The organism is Kitasatospora sp. NBC_01250, from assembly GCF_036226465.1.
In the GTDB taxonomy this organism is placed as follows: Bacteria; Actinomycetota; Actinomycetes; order Streptomycetales; family Streptomycetaceae; genus Kitasatospora.
In genome coordinates, this window is sequence record NZ_CP108476.1 from 325,125 (window position 1) to 341,028 (window position 15,904).

Genomic DNA, 15,904 nt, shown 5'->3' on the forward strand with positions numbered 1-15,904 from the left:
CGCATATCATTCCCCGGGGCCGGGACAGGCCGAAGACCGAGGAGGACCTGTGACCCAGCGCCCCGAGCGCGCGGATGCCCTGCGCAACCGCGAAGTCGTCCTGGCTGCCGCCGACGCCCTGTTCGCCGCCAGCAGCAGCCCCCTCAGCGTGTCGATGGACGACATCGCGACGGCCGCGGGCGTGGGCAAGGGCACCCTCTTCCGCCGGTTCGGCGACCGCGCCGGCCTGGTCGGTGCCGTGATCGCCGCCCGTCTCGAACCCGTGCAGCAGGCCGTGCAGGAGGCGCAGGACGCTGCCGGGTCCTCGCCGCGGCAGCGGGTGCTGGACCTCCTCGACGCCTCGCTGCGCTTCAAGATCGAAAACCGGAACCTGATGGCGGCCGCCGAGGACGCCGGACTCAGCAGCCCCTACCAGGCCGAGCACTACGGCTGGTGGCACGCCGTGCTGCGGGCGGCACTGGATCAGGTGCCCGGGGTCCACGACGCGGCGTTCACCGCCCACGCGCTGCTGGCCACCATCCGCGCCGACCTCGTGGCCCACCTGCTCGACGACCAGGGGATGACACCCGACGGCCTGCGCTCCTCGCTCATGGCCCACGTCGACACCGTCCTCGGCCCCCGTTCCGCCGCGCCCGGCACGCACCAGGAGGCATGAGCGGCCGCTCCCCCGAGCGACGGCGCCGGCCGGCCGGTCCACGAGGGCTGACCCGGGCCCCGGCGCGGCCGGGCACCGAGGTGGCGGGAGCAGCCGGCGGCCGGGGTGACCGGCCGACGGGACCGCACGGTGGGCCCGGCGCAGGGTCAGGCGGCGTCCGTGGGTGGGGCGGTGAAGGTCTCGGCGGGGCCGAAGTCGCTGTAGGTCGCCTTGATGACCCTCATGGCGCCGTCGACGACCATGGCTTCCTCGACGTAGCGGGTGCGGCCCTGGGCGTCGATCCACTGGTCCAGGTCGAAGCCCGTGACGCCGCTGGACTTCGTGGCCCGGTAGAACTCCGGGGTCACGCCGGCGACCTGCTCGATGCCCAGGTGGCCGGCGAGGTGGTAGACCGGGACGCCGTCCCGGCTCTCCATGCCCTTGCGGGTGGCGTTCCCCTGGGCGAGCAGCAGCGGGGCGTAGCCCGTGAAGTCGAGCTCCCAGGCGTCGTTGGACTTCGGGATCTTCTTCCACCGGCCGCTGGCGTCGTAGCCGCGCATGTACTCGGCGTCGGCGGTGGTGATGAACTCCATGGTGCTGCCGTCGGGGTCCTTCTGCTCCCGGTGGCCGGTCTGCAGGGTGTTGACGTTCTGCCGCGCGGTGAGAACCATCGCGTCGGGCCCGCCGGTCACCTTCACCGACACCGCATACGGTTCCTTGCTCGCGTTCGCCACGGCCTGGGCCGGGTCGAAGGAGCCCGGTGCGGCGGCCGGTGCGGAGTGGCCGGCGCTGTCGCACCCCGTGAGCACGGCGAGGGTGGTGGCGGTCGCGGCAGCGACCTGGACGAGACTACGGCGCACGGTGGAGCGGCTCCCTACGGGATGACGGTCGGTCAGGCGGAGCCTGCCACGAAGATCATCCCCGGCACATCGGATTTCCGCCGTCGGGGCCGACCGGCGCCGCCTGCCCGACGGACGAGGAGAAGTGTGCGACCCGGGTGACCACTGCCCCCGTCGGGCGGTCACCGTCCGACGGCGGCTCCGTACAGGGCGCGGATCAGGCGGTCGTTCTCCGGGGCGGCGGCAGCGGGGAAGGGGGTGCGCCGACGGGTGTAGCCGTAGGCGATGCCGTTGCGCGGGTCGGCGAAGGCCTGCTGACCGCCCGCGCCGCTGTGGCCGAACGAGCCCTGGCCGAGCTGCGGGTAGTACTCGGAGGTGGCGTGGAACCCGATGGTGAACGCCTTCTGCGCACCGAGGACCACGTCGTGGCCGATGGACTGAATCTGCCTGACCATCGCGAGCGTCTCGGGCTTGAGCAGGGGGACCGAGCCGTCGACCGAGCCGATCGTGGCCGCGTACATCCGGGCCAGGCCGCGCGCCGAGGCCACCCCGCCGAACGAGGCCGTCCCCGAGCTGCGGACCACCTGGAAGTTCGGCAGCTCCCACACCCCCGGGTTCTGCGGGTGATTGCGGTTGAAGGCGATGCCGGACAGGCTGTTCGGACCGCTCGCGGACGCGGCCGGCGCGGCCAGCCGCTCGGGGGTCGTCACCATCGGTCGGGCACGGAGGAATCGTGACTCCTGTTCCTGCGGCAGTCCGAGGTGGAAGTCGACTCCGTACGCATCGCGCACGCGCTCGGCGAACAACTCCTGGACGCTGCACCCGGTGGCGCGGCGCACCACCTCGCCGCTGAGCGCCCCCATGACCAGCGCGTGGTAGCCGAAGGCGGTGCCCGGCCGCCAGTACGGGCGCTGTGCGCCCAGACGCTCGGCGACCTGCCGGTCGTCGGCAAGTTCCTCGATCGTGAACCCCGCATCCGCGCCGACCAGGCCGGCCCGGTGCGCCAGCAGCTCGCGCAGGGTCACCTCCGCCTTGCCCTCCACCGCGAACTGCGGCCAGTAGTGACTCACCTTCTGCTCCAGGTCCAGCACGCCTTCCTGGACGAGTGAGGCGACGACCAGGTGCGCGGCGCCCTTGGACGCGGAGTACGCGCCGAACAGTGAATCCCCGGTGATCTCCGGGCCCGTCCACAGGTCGACGACCCGTTCCCCGTGCCGGTAGGCCACGAGCTGCGCGGCATGGTCGCCGCCCTCCCCCGTCGCGACCGCGGCGAGCTCCTCCCGGACCGGCTCGAACCCGTCGGCGACCGTACCCTGCACCACGTTTGCGTGCATCTGCGCTTCCTCCCAGCTCTGTCACGACATGGGTTGTCGGCGGGCGTCCGACGAGGCACAGCCCACTTAGCTACCAATGGTTACTTATTACGCCGCGCTGGTCCAGTCCTGATGGGAAGCCCGCTGATCACGGGCACCCGCCGACCGCGGTCTCGTATAGTCCTGGCCATGGCCGATACCCCGACAACCCGATCACGCCGGGGACGCCCCGCGCAGATCAGCCGCGAGCTGATCGTCGACGCCGCCGTCTCGACCGGGAACCTCGACACCCTGACCATGCGGGAGCTCGCCACCCGCCTCGGGGTCACCCACGCCGCGCTCTACCGCTGGGTCAAGAACCGCGACCAGCTGTCCGACCTCATCAACGAGGTCATGGTCGAACGCATCCTTCCCGCCGAGGGCCCCCGGGGCGCCGACTGGCGGCCCTGGCTCGCGGACCTCGCCTGGGGCATGCACGACCACTTCCTGGCCCTGCCCGGCTACGCCACCCGCCTCTCGCGGCCGCACCGCCACACCACCGAGACCTTCGGACGCCTGCGCAGCAGCGTCACCACCGCGTTCACCGGCGCCGGGGTCTCCCCGCACCTGGCCGAGCAGAGCTGGTACATCTTCATCACGTCCATCGTCAGCTGGCTCGCCGTCCAGGAGCACCCGCTCGACCTCGGCGACAGCACCCCGCGCTTCGAGCTGTTCCTGGACACACTGCTGCGCGGCCTGCCCGCGCAAGAACCGGGTGCCGCACGGCAGTAGGGAGCGCCGGCAACGGCGGCGGAAGGCCGCGAGAGCCTGGCAGCGAGCGGACGGCGTGCAACGCCGGCCGCTCGCGCCTTGTGGAGCCAGGGGCGCCGCCGAGATGTCCGGCCCAAGTGCCCGGCCGGTTGCGGCAGTTTACTGGTCCAGGCAGATGAGGCTCGCCCGCGCGGACGCGGTGGCACCGAAGCTGTCGGTCACCGTGATCCGCACGGTCGAGCGCCGGCCCACGCTGCACATGCCCCAGCCGTCGGAGGTATTGGCGGCACACTGCGAACCAGCGACGGCCCGCCGGGCCAGCGGTCGGACGTTGCACCAGAGGACGTTGGTGCGCGAAGGCCGCGGGCCCGGAGAGCGGGCCCGCGGCCTTCGCGCGGGGGCGGAACCGACGGATGGTCAGGCGGTGCGGTCGTAGACGCGCACGGGGCGGGCCACCGTCAGGGTGCGGCTCCGGATGAAGATCGTGGCCAGCCGCGTGACCACCTCGGTGAGCGCCATCAGCACGAACGCCGCCACCCACGCCTGGTCGCTGGTGATGTGGTGGGTGAGGCTGAACCGGGCGACATCGGCGGCCCCGCCGGCGTGCTCGACCCACATCTGGAACCCCATCCGCGCGCCCATGCCCACGACCCACAGGATCGCCGACACCGCACCGGCCTTGATCAGGATGTGCCCGCCGGCCGTGCGGATCCGGGTGTAGATGCCGCCGGCGATGCCGAGCACCGCACCCACGCCCATCAGCACCCCGATCAGCACCAGGTCATTGCCCGCAGTCGGAATGCTGTCCAGGTACGAGTAGGCCACGAAGGTCACGATCCCCAGCGGGATCAGGAAGGACCTGAGGTCGAGCCGACCTTCCCGCAGCTGCCGGAAGACGACGAGGATGAGGGCGAGGTCGGTGATCCATTCGGTCGTTGTCATGTGCTCCAGCCTGCTGTGACGAGGCTGCGGGCACCTGCACCTACGGGTGGATCCGAAGGTGGAGTTCGCCCCTCCCCCGGTCTCCACCCACGGGCTGACCGGCCGATCGGCCGGTGAACCGGACGGTGGATGCCGGGCAAGAGGCGGTACGTCCGCGCGACCGGTCAGGAGTCGTCCACGCTGCTCGCCCGGGCGATCACGGGTTCGTCACTCCGGGCGACGTCCGCGACGGCCCGGCCGCCACGGACGACCGGGCCCTGAGCGCCTGGCGTCGGCCCCGCAGGGGCAGGCGGGCTGCAAGGCGCCCGGAGTGGCCGGAGCCGGTCACGGACGGCTCCAGGTCGTGCACGCGGGCTCGTGCCAGGTCGTGCGGACCACCTCCCCGCCCCGGGTGCGGTGCTCGCTGGACCAGGTCCGGCAGCACCCGCCCGCGCCGCGTGGCCGGGCGGCGGCCGACGGCGGCTGGAGGTGCGCTGAGGCGGCTGAGCCGGGCGCGGCGGCCGGGCGGCGGTGCTGGTGGTGGTGTCTGGCCGAGGGAGAGGTCATGCCGAAGGCTCTGCCCGCCCCACCGCACCACCGAACCCCGCTATCACCCGAACGGAGCACGCGGGCCGCCGACCCGGTCCGCCGACGCCCGTCCGCGAGCCTTCGATCCGCCGGCCTTCGGTCCGCCGGCCCCGGCCCACGGCACAATGGCGCCCGTGGACATCGCGACGGCACGTGATACGGCAGCGCACTGGGTCATGGGCGAAGTCCGGCGCCACGAGGACTACCGCGGCGCGTACTTCACCGGCTCGACGGTGGCCCTGGCTCCGGACGCGGCGCTGCCCGTCGGCACCGACGTGGACCTCGTGGTGGTCACCGGCAGGCCCGTCGCGGGGCCCAAGCTCGGCAAGTTCGAGCACCGGGGCGCACTGCTGGAGGTCACGTACCTTTCCTGGGAGCAGCTCCGGTCGGCCCCCTCGGTGCTCGCGGACTACCACCTCGCCGCGGGGCTCAGCCGCGACACCGTCATCGACGATCCGACCGGCGACCTGCGCGAGCTGCAGGCGCAGGTCGCGCGTTCCTTCGCCGACGAGGCATGGGTGCGGCGCCGCTGCGAGAACGTCCGCCGGAGGATCGAGACTTCCCTGACGTCCTTCGACACCACGGCGCCCTGGCACGACCAGGTGACGGGCTGGCTCTTCCCGACCGGCGTCACCACCCATCTCCTGCTCGTCGCCGCCCTGCGGAACCCGACGGTCCGGCTGCGCTACCTGCGGGCACGCGAGGTCCTTGACGAGTACGGCCTCGCCGAGCGGTACCCGGGCCTGCTGCGGTTGACGGGGTGCCAGGACCTGACGGCCGAGCGGGTCGACCAGCATGTCGACGCCCTGGCGCGGACCTTCGACGAGGCGGCGGCGTGCGCCCGGACACCGTTCCTCTTCAGCTCCGACATCACCGCGGCGGCCAGGCCCATCGCCGTCGACGCCTGCCACGAGCTCGCGCGCCGGGGCGACCACCGGGAAGCGGGGTTCTGGATCACCGCGACCTTCGCGCGCTGCCACAAGATCCTGGCCACCGACGCCCCGCACCGCGAACGCGCCCTCCGGCCCGCCTTCGCCGAGCTCCTGGCAGACCTCGGCATCACCTCCACGGGCGACCTCCTGACCCGGGCACAGGAGACCGTCGCCGCGCTGCCCCTGGTGTGGCGGACGGCGGAGGAGATCATCGCCGCCAACCCCGGCATCACCCGTGGCTGAGCAGCCCGACAGGCGCCACCGGACCGGCAGGCGTCACCGGGCCGCACCTCACCGGCAGGCGAAGCTCGCGAGGAAGTTCAGGGCCTCCTCGGCGGCGCTGCCGGGCTGGGCCGTGTAGATCACCAGCAGGTGGTGGGCGGCGCCGGGGACCTGGAAGGTCTCGTAGTTCAGCATGACCTCGCCGACGGCGGGGTGGCGGAAGTGCTTGGGTCCGTGGGTCTTCTCGTGGACGTGGTGGCCGGCCCACAGCTTGCGGAAGGTGTCGCTGCCCAGGGACAGTTCGCCGATCAGGCGCACGAGTTCCGGGTCGTGCGGACGGCGTCCGGCAGCCATGCGCAGCATGCCGACGGTGGTGCGGGCGGCTTCGTCCCAGTCGAGGTGGATGTCGCGCGCGTCCGGGTCCAGGAAGATCCGGCGGGCCATGTTCCGCTCGCGCGGCGCGAGGTTGGGGAAGTCGGCGATCAGCGCGGCTGCCAGCCGGTTCCAGGCCAGGACGTCGTTGCGGTCGTTCATGATCACGGCGGGGGCGTTCGGGACGGCCTCGACCACCTGCCGCAGGGCAGGACGCAGCGCCTCGCCCCGTCCGGTGACCGCTGCCGCCGCGCCGGCGCGGCGGGGTGGTCGGGCCAGGTCGTGGAGGTGGGCGCGCTCGGCGGAGCCCAGCCGCAGTGCCCTGCTGAGCGCGTCAAGGACCTCGTCCGAGGGGTGCTCGGCGCGCCCCTGCTCCAGACGTACGTAGTAGTCGGTGCTGAGCCCGACCAGTTCCGCGACCTCCTCGCGGCGCAGGCCGGGCACCCGGCGCCGGCCGGTGGTCGGCAGGCCCGCCTCCGCCGGTGCCACCAGGGCCCGCCGGGCTCGGAGGTAGTCGCCGAGGCTGTTGGCGATCATGATCGTGTCGGCCATGCGCCCCAGTATGGCGGGCGCGGCCAGGGGTGCGGTGGCCGGAAGGTGGCCCTGTGGGACCCAGGGAACCGCAGTCTCTTCATCGGCCGCCGGCCATCGCGAACGATCGAGGGCATGTCCACTGCTTCCGCTCCTCCCTCCCTCTCCTCTCCCCCTGCTCCCTGCCCCGGGCGCGGCTACTGGCCCACGGTGGTCGCGGTCGGGTCCGCCAGCATGATGCTGCCGTTCTCCGTGACCGGGGCGGCGGTGGCCCTGCCGAACATGTCGGCGCACCTGGGCTCCTCGGTCGGCACCGCGCAGTGGATGCTGAACGGCTTCAACATCACCTTCGCCGCCCTGCCGCTCGCCGCCGGCAGCCTCGCGGACCGGCTCGGCAGGCGCCGCGTGCTGCTGACCGGCATCGCCCTGGTCGGCGCGCTGTCCCTGCTGGTCGCGCTGGCGCCCTCGATGGCCGTCGCCGACGCGGCCCGGGTGGTCCAGGGCTGCGGAGCCGCAGCCGTACTGGCCTCGGGCGCGGCGGTGCTGGCCCACTCCACCTCCGGGCGGCGCCGACAGCTGGCCTTCGGGATCCTCGGCACCTCCTTCGGCACGGGCCTGGCGATCGGACCGCTGGTCGCCGGGGCCCTGGTCGAGGCGGCCGGCTGGCGCCCGGTGTTCCTCCTGGTGGCGGCCATGTCCGTGCTCGCCTGGCGGTGCGCGCTGCGGGCCCCGGAGTCCCGCAACCCCGAGCAGCCCGCGCTCGACGTGGCCGGGCTGGTCACCTTCACCGCCGGGCTGACCTGTCTGTCCTTCGCCTTCGTCCGGGCCGGCGCCGCGGGCTGGAGCGCGCCGGGCACCCTGCTGCTGCTCGCCGCCGCCGTGGGGCTGGTGGCGCTGTTCGCCGCGGTGGAGATCCGGCTGGCCGACCGTGCGATGTTCGACGTCCGCCTGTTCCGCAGGCCCGAGTTCGTCGCCGTGGTCTGCCAGCCCTTCACGGTCACCCTGGGCTTCGTCGTCCTGCTGGTCTACCTGCCCGCCTATCTCCAGGGTGTCGGCGGCCGCAGCACCGTGGCGAGCGGTCTGCTCCTGCTGCCGATGACCGCCCCGGTCCTGCTCCTGCCGCTCGCCGCCGGCCGACTGGCCGCGCGCACCTCCGTGCGGGCGGTGCTGACGGGTGCGTCCGCGCTGATCGTGGCCGGCGCCCTGCTCCTGGTGACCCTGCGCAGCGACGGATCTTGGCCGGCGCTGGCTCTTCCGCTGCTGCCCTTCGGCGCCGGGGTCGGCCTGGCGTTCGGGGTCATGGACAACGCCGCGGTCAGCACCGTTCCGGTCGAGAACGCCGGAGCCGCAGCAGGCATCTTCAACACCATGCGCATCACCGGCGAGTCCGTTGCCGTCGCGGGCGCCGCGGCCCTGCTCACCACGCTCACCGCCGCCCGGCTGGACGGCAGCGGCCTCTCCCCCGACTCCGCCACCCGCATCGCCGGGCAGGCCGTCCACGGTGAGGTGGCCGAGGCGCACCACGCAGCCCTGGCAGCAGGCTTCACCAGCGCCATCCACACCCTCGGCCTCGCCCTCGCGGCCCTCTCCACCCTCGGCGCCGTCCTCACCTGCCTCGCGCTCGCGCCCCACCGGGCTGCCGTGAGCGCGCTCGACGAGGCGGCGCAGCGCGCCCGGTCCTGAGGCGGTCGGCATGACGCGACGACGGCGTCCCGCGCCCGTGCGAACGGGGCGGCGGGACCACCGAGAACAGTGACGGGGCGGTATCACCGCCTTGATGCCGTGTCTGCCCGGAGGTGACCAGGTGCCGCGGGACGAAGAGGCCTTCCCCGGTGGGAGCGGCATCCTGTGTCATCGCGGGCGGCACGGGTAGCTGCCTTGTCAGGGGCCGGATGTCCGGTCCGGGCCCGCGGGACGGCGGCGGGAAGGAGCACTCCGATGGAAACCGCCGAGATGGTCGCCCGGCTGCTGCGCGCGCACGGGCGGACCTATGCCGACGAAGCCGGCATCACCCTTCGTGACAAGCCCGCACCGCTGTACCAACTGCTGGTCCTCACCGTCCTGTGTTCGATCCGGATCAAGGCGGAGATCGCCACGGCCGCCGCCAGGGAACTGTTCACCGCCGGGCTGCGCACACCGCAGGCGATGGCGAGCGCCGGCTGGCAGGAGCGGGTGGACGCACTCGGGCGGGCACACTACGTCCGGTACGACGAGAGCACCGCGACCGCACTCGGCGACGGCGCCGAGCTGCTGCTCGACCGCTACCGCGGCGACCTGCGGAAGATGCGCGCACAGGCCGGGGGCGACCTGGGAAGGCTCCGGGAGCTGCTGCAGGAGGTGCCGAGAATCGGGCCGGTGGGCGCCGACATCTTCTGCCGGGAGGTCCAGGCCGTGTGGCCGGACCTGCGTCCGTTCTTCGACGAGCGGGCCTGCGCGACCGCCGCCGGACTCGGTCTTCCGCACACCCCGGACGGCCTCGCGAAGCTCGTACCGCCCAAGGACCTGGCCCGGCTCGCGGCCGCCCTCGTGCGCGTCAGGCTGTCCAAGCGCGGGGCGGACGAGCTGCGGGCCGCGTGAGTCGTATCGCCCCCGGTCGCAGGCGACTCACGCACCTTTCCCGCTGAACCCCCCACGCCCCGTGCCGGGTACCTGGGCGGCCGAGGGCCGGCTGCTCAGCTGTCGCCGTCCGAGGAGCGGCGTCGGCGCAGGAGGAAGCGGACGAGCAGCGCCGCGGCTGCGACCGCGAGGGCGATGAGCAGGTAGGTCTGGTAGCGGACGGCCTCGTGGTAGAGGGGGTTGATGTCGGCGCCGGCCGCGTAGCCGAGACCGCCCCACAGCCCGACCCACAGGGCGGCTCCGAGGGTGTTGAAGAGGAGGAAGGGGCGCCACGGCATGTCGGTGGTTCCGGCGAGGACGCCGCTGGTCTGGCGCAGTCCGTCGATGAACCGGGCCACCGTGACGACCTTGCCGCCGTTGCGCTGGAAGAAGCCCTCGGCCTTGGCGAAGCGCTCCGGGGTCAGGAGCACGTAGCGGCCGTAGCGGTGGACGAAGGGCCGCCCGCCACGGCGGCCGATGACATAGCCGAGGCAGCTCCCCAGGACCGCTGCCAGGGCGGCGACGCACATCACGGCCACGATGTTCAGCCGCCCGGCGCCGGCGTACACCGCTGCGGCGATCAGGACCGTCTGCCCCGGAACCGGGACCAGGACGTTGTCCAGGAAGACCAGCGTGGCGAGCGCCAGGTAGCCGTAGTGGTCCAGCAGAGGGGCGAGGTGGGCGAGGGGGCCCGGAAGGGGCGGCGGGGTCACTGGGTCGCACCACCCCTCCGCCGCTCGCCTCTCGGGGCCGCCGCGACGGCGCGGCGCCGCTCAGGGCCCTGCCCGGCCCGGCCGGGTGCCATCAGCTCGGCGGATGCCGTCGGCTCGGTCAGCATGGACGCTCCTTCACCGGATCTGGTCCCCGTCGCGACGGCCCGGCTCCAGTGAGGTCTGTGCGCCGCGAGGCGGCACCACCATCCTCGTCGCGCCCGCCGTCTCCGGGCAAGTGACCACACCGCCCGGTGGCTACCCCGGGGCGCGGTCGGCCGTTCCGTCGGTCAGCGGCGCGGGCGCGGGACCGGGTCTGCCCGGCGCGTGGAAGCACGCGGTAATGGTCTTTCCGCCCCCCTGCGGGTGCGCGCGCCAGCTGTCGGCGAGGGTGTCGACGATCGCGAGGCCGCGCCCGTTGGGCCGCACCGGGTCCGGCGATCGTAGCTGCGGCAGCTCGGTGGAGGCGTCGTGGACGCTGACGTGGAGGCAACGCCGGTCCCAGAGCAGGACGAGCTGGGCGTCGCTGTGCGCGTGCAGGTGGGCGTTGGTGATCAGCTCCGACACCGTGAGCAGCACATCGTCGGCCGTGTCCGGCGCGTGGACCGTCCACCCCAGGGCGTCCAGGTGCACGCGCGCCCACCGTCGGCCGGCTCGCACTCCGCCACTGACCGGGAAGGACCGCGCCCACCCGGTGGCCCTCATCGACGTCTCGCCCATCGCACGCCTCCTCGTCCACTCATCCCGGCGCTCTCCGCCTGCGCCCGTCCCGGTCCCACCCCTGCTCTGCTCGGCTACCCTCCCCCGGGGCTTTCACACCGGCGCTGCGGCGGCCACAACCGTCCGGCGGTCCGGGCCGAAGGCGGTGGCACGCCGACCAGCCGGCCCCGCCGTCAGGTGAGCGCTGTGGCAGGGCCGGAGCCACCGGCGGGCCGGAACGACCGCGCGCAGCGGCCCACTTGTCGAAGCGTCAACCCGGTGGCTTCCCCTGGGGTGCGTTCCTTGGAGGCAGACGTGGGCAGGGTGCTCCTGACCTGGTGTGATGGGTCTTGTGGAGGCCCCCTACCGGCGGGCACTCCCAGCGGTCCTCAGCCGGGCCCCGGTGTCGTCGTCGAAGTCCGCGCAGAACGCGGCGAGGGCATCGGTGAGATGATCCATCGAGCGTACGGCGAACAGGACGGGCTGGTAGGCATCGACCCGGTACGCGGTGCCTGCCATCGCGCGCAGGTCCCAGTCGCGGATCTCGCACCGGGGCAGTCGGCGCAGCTCGCCGGGTGAGGAGAGCAGCGCCGCGCCGTACGCCTTGACCGCCCCGGCCTCGGCGACCACGCCGCATTCGAGGGTGTACCAGTACACCCGGCTGAGCAGGCCGAGGGCTTGCTCGGTGCGCACTTGTGCGGCTGCCCTGCCGATCAGGCGGTACAGCTCGGCGAACCGGGTCGAGGCCAGGTGGACACCGTGGCCGAACACGTCGTGGATCACGTCGGGTTCGGGCGTGTACAGCGGCGCTGCGGGGTGCCGGACGAACTGCACCGCGTGGAAGTAGCCGTGCCGCAGCGCCCCCAGGAACCGCCGGTTCGGCACGAAGCCACCGGCCAGGGTGAAGGCGAATCCGGTCCGGGCCCGCAGGTGCGCCCCGACCTCGTCGTGCTGCGGGATGCGGTCTGCGGGAATGCACGCGTCCTCGCGGGCGGCCAGCACCGCGCGGCACGCGTGGGCCCGCAGGGCGGGCTCCAGTGCCGCGTGCACCGTGCGCCACGTCGCGTGCTCCGCAGTGCGGTACGCGACCGACGGCGAGGGATCGCCGACCCGGTGGCCGCGCGCCAACGCGACGAGCGCGCCTCGCCGCGCCAGATAGCGGGGGTCGCGCAGACCGGGGTGCCGGGCGACAGGACCGAGCCTGCCGCCCGGCGTGACCGGGACCAGCTCCGATGCATCGCTCATGGCTTCCACCGTTCCCCGGTGGGACCGTGAATCACCATCACCGATTCCACGGCACCCTCGGCTGGGCTGGAACGACGAGGCTTGCCCAAGCTCTGCCGCGTTGCAGTTGCGACAGGACACCGGCTCGCGGCCCGAAGGGCGTCCGGAAGCCCGTCCCGCTGACGGGCTTCCGTCGGCCGCACCCGTTCGGGTGAAGCCGGAGTCCGGGTGTTTCCCCGCTGCTGCCCTGGGGAGAACTGGGCGTTGGCAGTTCATCGGGACAAGAAAGACAAGAAGGGGGCCAACGATGGTCGACCAGGACAATCGGCGCTACGCCTTTCTCAGTGCAACATTCCTCTCGAAGCAGTACAAGTCCATCCCTGACGAAACGCTCGACAACGCGATCTTCTTCTTCGGCGCAAAGAGGAGCTGGCTGTTCCCGACGAACAGGGAGGAGATGCTCGAAGCACGGTCGCAGCCGTCCAAGTACCTCGAATTCGATGATGATTTCAAGTCTCTCGTCCTGCAGAAGAAAGAGCGGGGTCTGGTCTTCTGGCTGCTGCCCGACAAGAGCTACAGCAACGCCTCGAAGTTCATCGAAGCGATCACCGACCCGGTCAGCAAGGAGAACTATCGCCCGCTCATCCTGGACGAGGACTGGTGGCTCACCAGGTTCAACTCGAAGGACGCCAAGTTCTGCAAGGACGCCCGGAGCATCACCAGCAACTTCAAGCAGGGCGATTTTGACTACGACCCGGTGATGGAACTGCTTTACCAGAGCAACCCGACGCTTGTCCCCACCCTGTACTGGGCGGAGAGCTGACACCCCAAGGGTTTCCCACCGGCCCGTCCGGCCCCGCGCGGGCCGGACGGGAGCGGTCGCGGTAGAGGACGCTGTCGAAGCCATGCGGCCGGCGCCGGCCGCGCGCTTGGTGGGCGTGCTTGATCGTGGACGGCGACGCCCGTCCACCTGCGGCAACAAGGGCTCGATCCGCTCCCACGCCGCGACCGTCGCCTCACCTCGACCTGCCACAAGATCACTTAATCAGGCCAGCTTTAGAATCCTTCCCGTGGCGGATCATCAGAACGAGACCAGGGCGGCCTACGACGGGGTCGTCGAGCGGTACGCGTCGCTGTTCGCAGACCGCCGAGCTGGTGCGCGCGACGGGCAACCCGCGGGCCGCGGACGTCGGGTGCGGGCCCGGACACCTGACGGCCATGCTGCACGAACTGGGCCTGGACGCCTTCGGACTGGACCTCTCCCCGGGCATGGTCGACCACGCCCGGCGGGCCCATCCGGCCCTGCGCTTCCAGGAGGCCCGGATGGAGTCCCTGCCGGTCGAGGACGGCGCGCTCGGCGGCGTCCTGGCCCACTACTCGATGATCCACACCCCGCCGGAGGAACTGCCGGAGCTGCTCGCCGAGCAGGCACGCGTCCTGGCACCGGGCGGCCTGCTCCTGGTCTCCTGCTTCGGGACCGACGGACCGGAGCCGGTCCGATTCGACCACAAGGTGACGCCTGCCTACAGCTGGCCGGTGGACCGCCTCGCCGACCTGCTGGCCGACGCCGGGCTCGTTCCCTTCGCCCGGCTGCTCCACGACCCGGCCTCCGAACGGGGCTTCCTCGACGCCCACCTGCTGGCCCGCCGTTCGTAGGTCCTGTCCGACCATGTCCGCCGTGCGGTCGACGCGCCCCCCAGGCCGGCGCGACCTGCACCCGCCGATTCGACGCGAACGGTCAGACAGGCCCGCGATGGGGGCGGCGGAAGTCGGCGTAGGGCAGGTGGGCCTTGAAGGAGATGTCGACCTCGGGGCGGCGCGGGTCCGGGTCGGGCAGGAACTGAGAAGCGGGGGGCAGCTGCCGGCCACCGCCATCGAGGAGGGCCGGGACCTGTCCTCGATGGGCGGCAGCCCGGACGGCAGCGCCTACCGTGTGCTGCGGGCCTGACGGCCCGGCCTCACTTCAGGTGCCGGCCGAAGAAGCGGTCCCCCTCCTCCACCTCGAACCACGGGGTACCGGCGTGCCCGCCCAGATTGGCGTGCATCGTCTTCTCCTTGGAGCCGAAGGCGTCGAACAGGTCCAGGGACCGCTGTCGGGGGTTGCCTTCGTCGTCCCACTGCAGCAGGAACAGCAGCGGAATGGTGACCTGCCGGGCCTCCTCGCGCTGGGCGTGGGGCACGTAGCCCCCGGCGAAGAAGCCGGCGGCCTCGATGCGCGGCTCGACCACCGCGAGGCGGATGCCGACGGCGGTCCACCCCGAGTACCCGACCGGGCCGCCGATTTCGGGCAGTGCGAGGAGGGCGTCCAAGGCGGTCCGCCATTCCGGGACCACCTTTTCGACCAGCGGGCCGACGAAGGACTCGAAGATCTCATCGACCGGCTCGCCGGCCTGCATCGCCCGGCGGAGCTCGGCGCGGGCCTGCTCGTCGGCGGCGGAACGGAGCCGGTCACCGCACCCGGCGGCGTCGATGGTGGCCACCGCGTAGCCGTACCCGGCGGTCTGCCGGGCCCGGGCCACCAGTCGGGGTTCCCGCTTGGGGAGGCCGTTGTTGTGGGCCATCAGGATCAGCGGGACGGGTGCGGCGGATTCAGGCGTCCACAGGGTGCCGGGGATCTCGCCGAGGGTGAACTCGCGCTCGAGGACGCCGTTGTCGAGGCGCTGCTCGGAAGTGAACTGCATGGTCGTGCCTTTCGGGAGTGCTCATGAAGGCGCTCCCGGACGACCTATCGCCCGACCGTGACCCCGGAGGGGAGCACCCATGTCGATACTGCGTTCACGGGTACCACCTCCTCGTTCTCTCGCACGGCCTCCGGAAAGGTAGCAGGTGTCGCCATGGTCCGCCAACGGCATTGTGCGAGGCACCGCAGCCTCCAATTAATCGAACATGCGAGCGATTATCGCGTTACCCTGTCCCCATGCAGCACCTCCAGAGCACCCTGTTCGGCAGCGCCGACGCCCTCGGGCTCGGCCCGCTCACCGCCGTCCGCCGCGTCGAGCTCGGACACGGCGCCTGGGTCGACCTGCTGCCGGGGTGGCTCACCGGGGCGGACGAACTGTTCGAACACCTCGCCGCCGAGGTCCCGTGGCGGGCCGAGCGGCGGCCGATGTACGAGCGGGTGGTCGACGTCCCGCGGCTGCTCGCGCACTACGGTCCCGGGGCCGAGCTGCCGCACCCGGTGCTGACCCGGGCCCGCCGGAGGCTGAGCGAGCACTACGCGGCCGAACTCGGCGAGCCGTTCCTGACCGCCGGGCTCTGCTACTACCGCGACGGGCGCGACAGCGTGGCCTGGCACGGCGACCGCGGCGGACGAGCGGCCGACCAGGACACGATGATCGCGATCCTCTCCGTCGGCGAACCCCGCGCCCTGCTGCTGCGCCCGCACGGTGGCACCGGTCCCACCCGGCGCCACACCCTGGGCCACGGCGACCTGCTGGTGATGGGCGGTTCCTGCCAGCGAACCTTCGAGCACGCCGTCCCGAAGACCGCCCGGCCCACCGGCCCCCGGATCAGCGTGCAGTTCCGGCCCTACCGGGTCTGGTAGAGCACGGGGCGCATGCCGCCGACCGGCGCC

General features: G+C 72.5%; 16 protein-coding genes and 1 pseudogene. 9 read left to right on the forward strand and 8 right to left on the reverse strand.

Translation table 11 applies throughout. From position 1 onward, the window contains the following. Positions 1 to 49: 49 nt before the first annotated feature. Positions 50 to 655 carry a TetR/AcrR family transcriptional regulator gene (locus OG500_RS01610; protein ID WP_327064530.1) on the forward strand — a complete coding sequence of 202 codons (606 nt, stop codon included), beginning with the start codon at positions 50 to 52 and terminating at the stop codon, positions 653 to 655. Between the two features lie 146 nt (positions 656 to 801). Here OG500_RS01610 and OG500_RS01615 read toward each other — a convergent pair whose 3' ends face one another. Both OG500_RS01615 and OG500_RS01620 read right to left on the reverse strand, forming a co-directional pair. Further along, positions 802 to 1,494: a hypothetical protein gene (locus OG500_RS01615; RefSeq protein ID WP_329575617.1), complete on the reverse strand. Its 693-nt coding sequence runs from the start codon at positions 1,492 to 1,494 to the stop codon at positions 802 to 804. Positions 1,495 to 1,655: 161 nt separating this feature from the next. Further along, positions 1,656 to 2,807, reverse strand: coding sequence for a serine hydrolase domain-containing protein (locus tag OG500_RS01620; RefSeq protein WP_329575620.1), 1,152 nt, complete (start codon positions 2,805 to 2,807; stop codon positions 1,656 to 1,658). A 168-nt stretch (positions 2,808 to 2,975) separates the two neighbouring features. On the opposite strand from OG500_RS01620, the gene OG500_RS01625 reads away from it, so the two are divergent. Continuing rightward, positions 2,976 to 3,557, forward strand: a complete 582-nt coding sequence (locus tag OG500_RS01625) for a TetR/AcrR family transcriptional regulator (protein ID WP_329575624.1) — start codon at positions 2,976 to 2,978, stop codon at positions 3,555 to 3,557. Between the two features lie 396 nt (positions 3,558 to 3,953). On the opposite strand, the gene OG500_RS01630 is transcribed toward OG500_RS01625, so the two are convergent. Further along, positions 3,954 to 4,478: a hypothetical protein gene (locus OG500_RS01630; RefSeq protein ID WP_327064534.1), complete on the reverse strand. Its 525-nt coding sequence runs from the start codon at positions 4,476 to 4,478 to the stop codon at positions 3,954 to 3,956. A gap of 692 nt (positions 4,479 to 5,170) precedes the next feature. Between OG500_RS01630 and OG500_RS01635 the strand changes: the two genes are divergently transcribed. After that, on the forward strand, positions 5,171 to 6,220 hold the full coding sequence (locus OG500_RS01635; protein WP_329575626.1) for a hypothetical protein: 1,050 nt from the start codon (positions 5,171 to 5,173) through the stop codon (positions 6,218 to 6,220). Positions 6,221 to 6,268: 48 nt separating this feature from the next. Here the strand turns inward: OG500_RS01635 and OG500_RS01640 are convergent, their stop codons facing one another. After that, entirely contained in the window at positions 6,269 to 7,123 is an 855-nt protein-coding gene (locus tag OG500_RS01640) for a helix-turn-helix transcriptional regulator (protein WP_329575629.1), read from the reverse strand. Between the two features lie 114 nt (positions 7,124 to 7,237). Here OG500_RS01640 and OG500_RS01645 point away from each other — a divergent pair, with 114 nt between their 5' ends. Together OG500_RS01645 and OG500_RS01650 are read left to right on the forward strand one after the other, a co-directional pair. Then, positions 7,238 to 8,785 carry an MFS transporter gene (locus tag OG500_RS01645; RefSeq protein WP_329575632.1) on the forward strand — a complete coding sequence of 516 codons (1,548 nt, stop codon included), beginning with the start codon at positions 7,238 to 7,240 and terminating at the stop codon, positions 8,783 to 8,785. 255 nt (positions 8,786 to 9,040) lie between these two features. Further along, the gene (locus tag OG500_RS01650) at positions 9,041 to 9,679 is read left to right on the forward strand and encodes an endonuclease (protein ID WP_327064538.1); all 639 of its coding nucleotides are present in this window, start codon (positions 9,041 to 9,043) and stop codon (positions 9,677 to 9,679) included. Between the two features lie 95 nt (positions 9,680 to 9,774). Here OG500_RS01650 and OG500_RS01655 read toward each other — a convergent pair whose 3' ends face one another. The 3 genes from OG500_RS01655 to OG500_RS01665 all read right to left on the reverse strand — a co-directional run bounded on the left by OG500_RS01655 (position 9,775) and on the right by OG500_RS01665 (position 12,351). Beyond that, positions 9,775 to 10,410, reverse strand: a complete 636-nt coding sequence (locus OG500_RS01655) for a DedA family protein (protein ID WP_327064539.1) — start codon at positions 10,408 to 10,410, stop codon at positions 9,775 to 9,777. Positions 10,411 to 10,665: 255 nt separating this feature from the next. Further along, positions 10,666 to 11,127: an ATP-binding protein gene (locus OG500_RS01660; protein WP_329575635.1), complete on the reverse strand. Its 462-nt coding sequence runs from the start codon at positions 11,125 to 11,127 to the stop codon at positions 10,666 to 10,668. A gap of 342 nt (positions 11,128 to 11,469) precedes the next feature. Continuing rightward, positions 11,470 to 12,351, reverse strand: a complete 882-nt coding sequence (locus OG500_RS01665; RefSeq protein WP_329575638.1) for a phenylalanine 4-monooxygenase — start codon at positions 12,349 to 12,351, stop codon at positions 11,470 to 11,472. Positions 12,352 to 12,637: 286 nt separating this feature from the next. On the opposite strand from OG500_RS01665, the gene OG500_RS01670 reads away from it, so the two are divergent. The 3 genes and pseudogenes from OG500_RS01670 (at position 12,638) to OG500_RS01680 (ending at position 14,278) form a co-directional block, all read left to right on the forward strand. After that, entirely contained in the window at positions 12,638 to 13,153 is a 516-nt protein-coding gene (locus OG500_RS01670) for a hypothetical protein (protein ID WP_329575643.1), read from the forward strand. 247 nt (positions 13,154 to 13,400) lie between these two features. Next, positions 13,401 to 13,986: pseudogene (locus tag OG500_RS01675) on the forward strand (class I SAM-dependent methyltransferase). Positions 13,987 to 14,113: 127 nt separating this feature from the next. Next, positions 14,114 to 14,278 (forward strand): hypothetical protein, encoded by a 165-nt coding sequence (locus OG500_RS01680; protein ID WP_327064544.1) that lies wholly within the window; start codon positions 14,114 to 14,116, stop codon positions 14,276 to 14,278. A gap of 10 nt (positions 14,279 to 14,288) precedes the next feature. Here OG500_RS01680 and OG500_RS01685 read toward each other — a convergent pair whose 3' ends face one another. Next, positions 14,289 to 15,011, reverse strand: coding sequence for a dienelactone hydrolase family protein (locus OG500_RS01685; protein ID WP_329575647.1), 723 nt, complete (start codon positions 15,009 to 15,011; stop codon positions 14,289 to 14,291). A 236-nt stretch (positions 15,012 to 15,247) separates the two neighbouring features. Here OG500_RS01685 and OG500_RS01690 point away from each other — a divergent pair, with 236 nt between their 5' ends. Continuing rightward, complete coding sequence (locus OG500_RS01690; RefSeq protein ID WP_329575650.1) at positions 15,248 to 15,874, forward strand: alpha-ketoglutarate-dependent dioxygenase AlkB; 627 nt, start codon at positions 15,248 to 15,250, stop codon at positions 15,872 to 15,874. Positions 15,875 to 15,904: the final 30 nt, after the last annotated feature.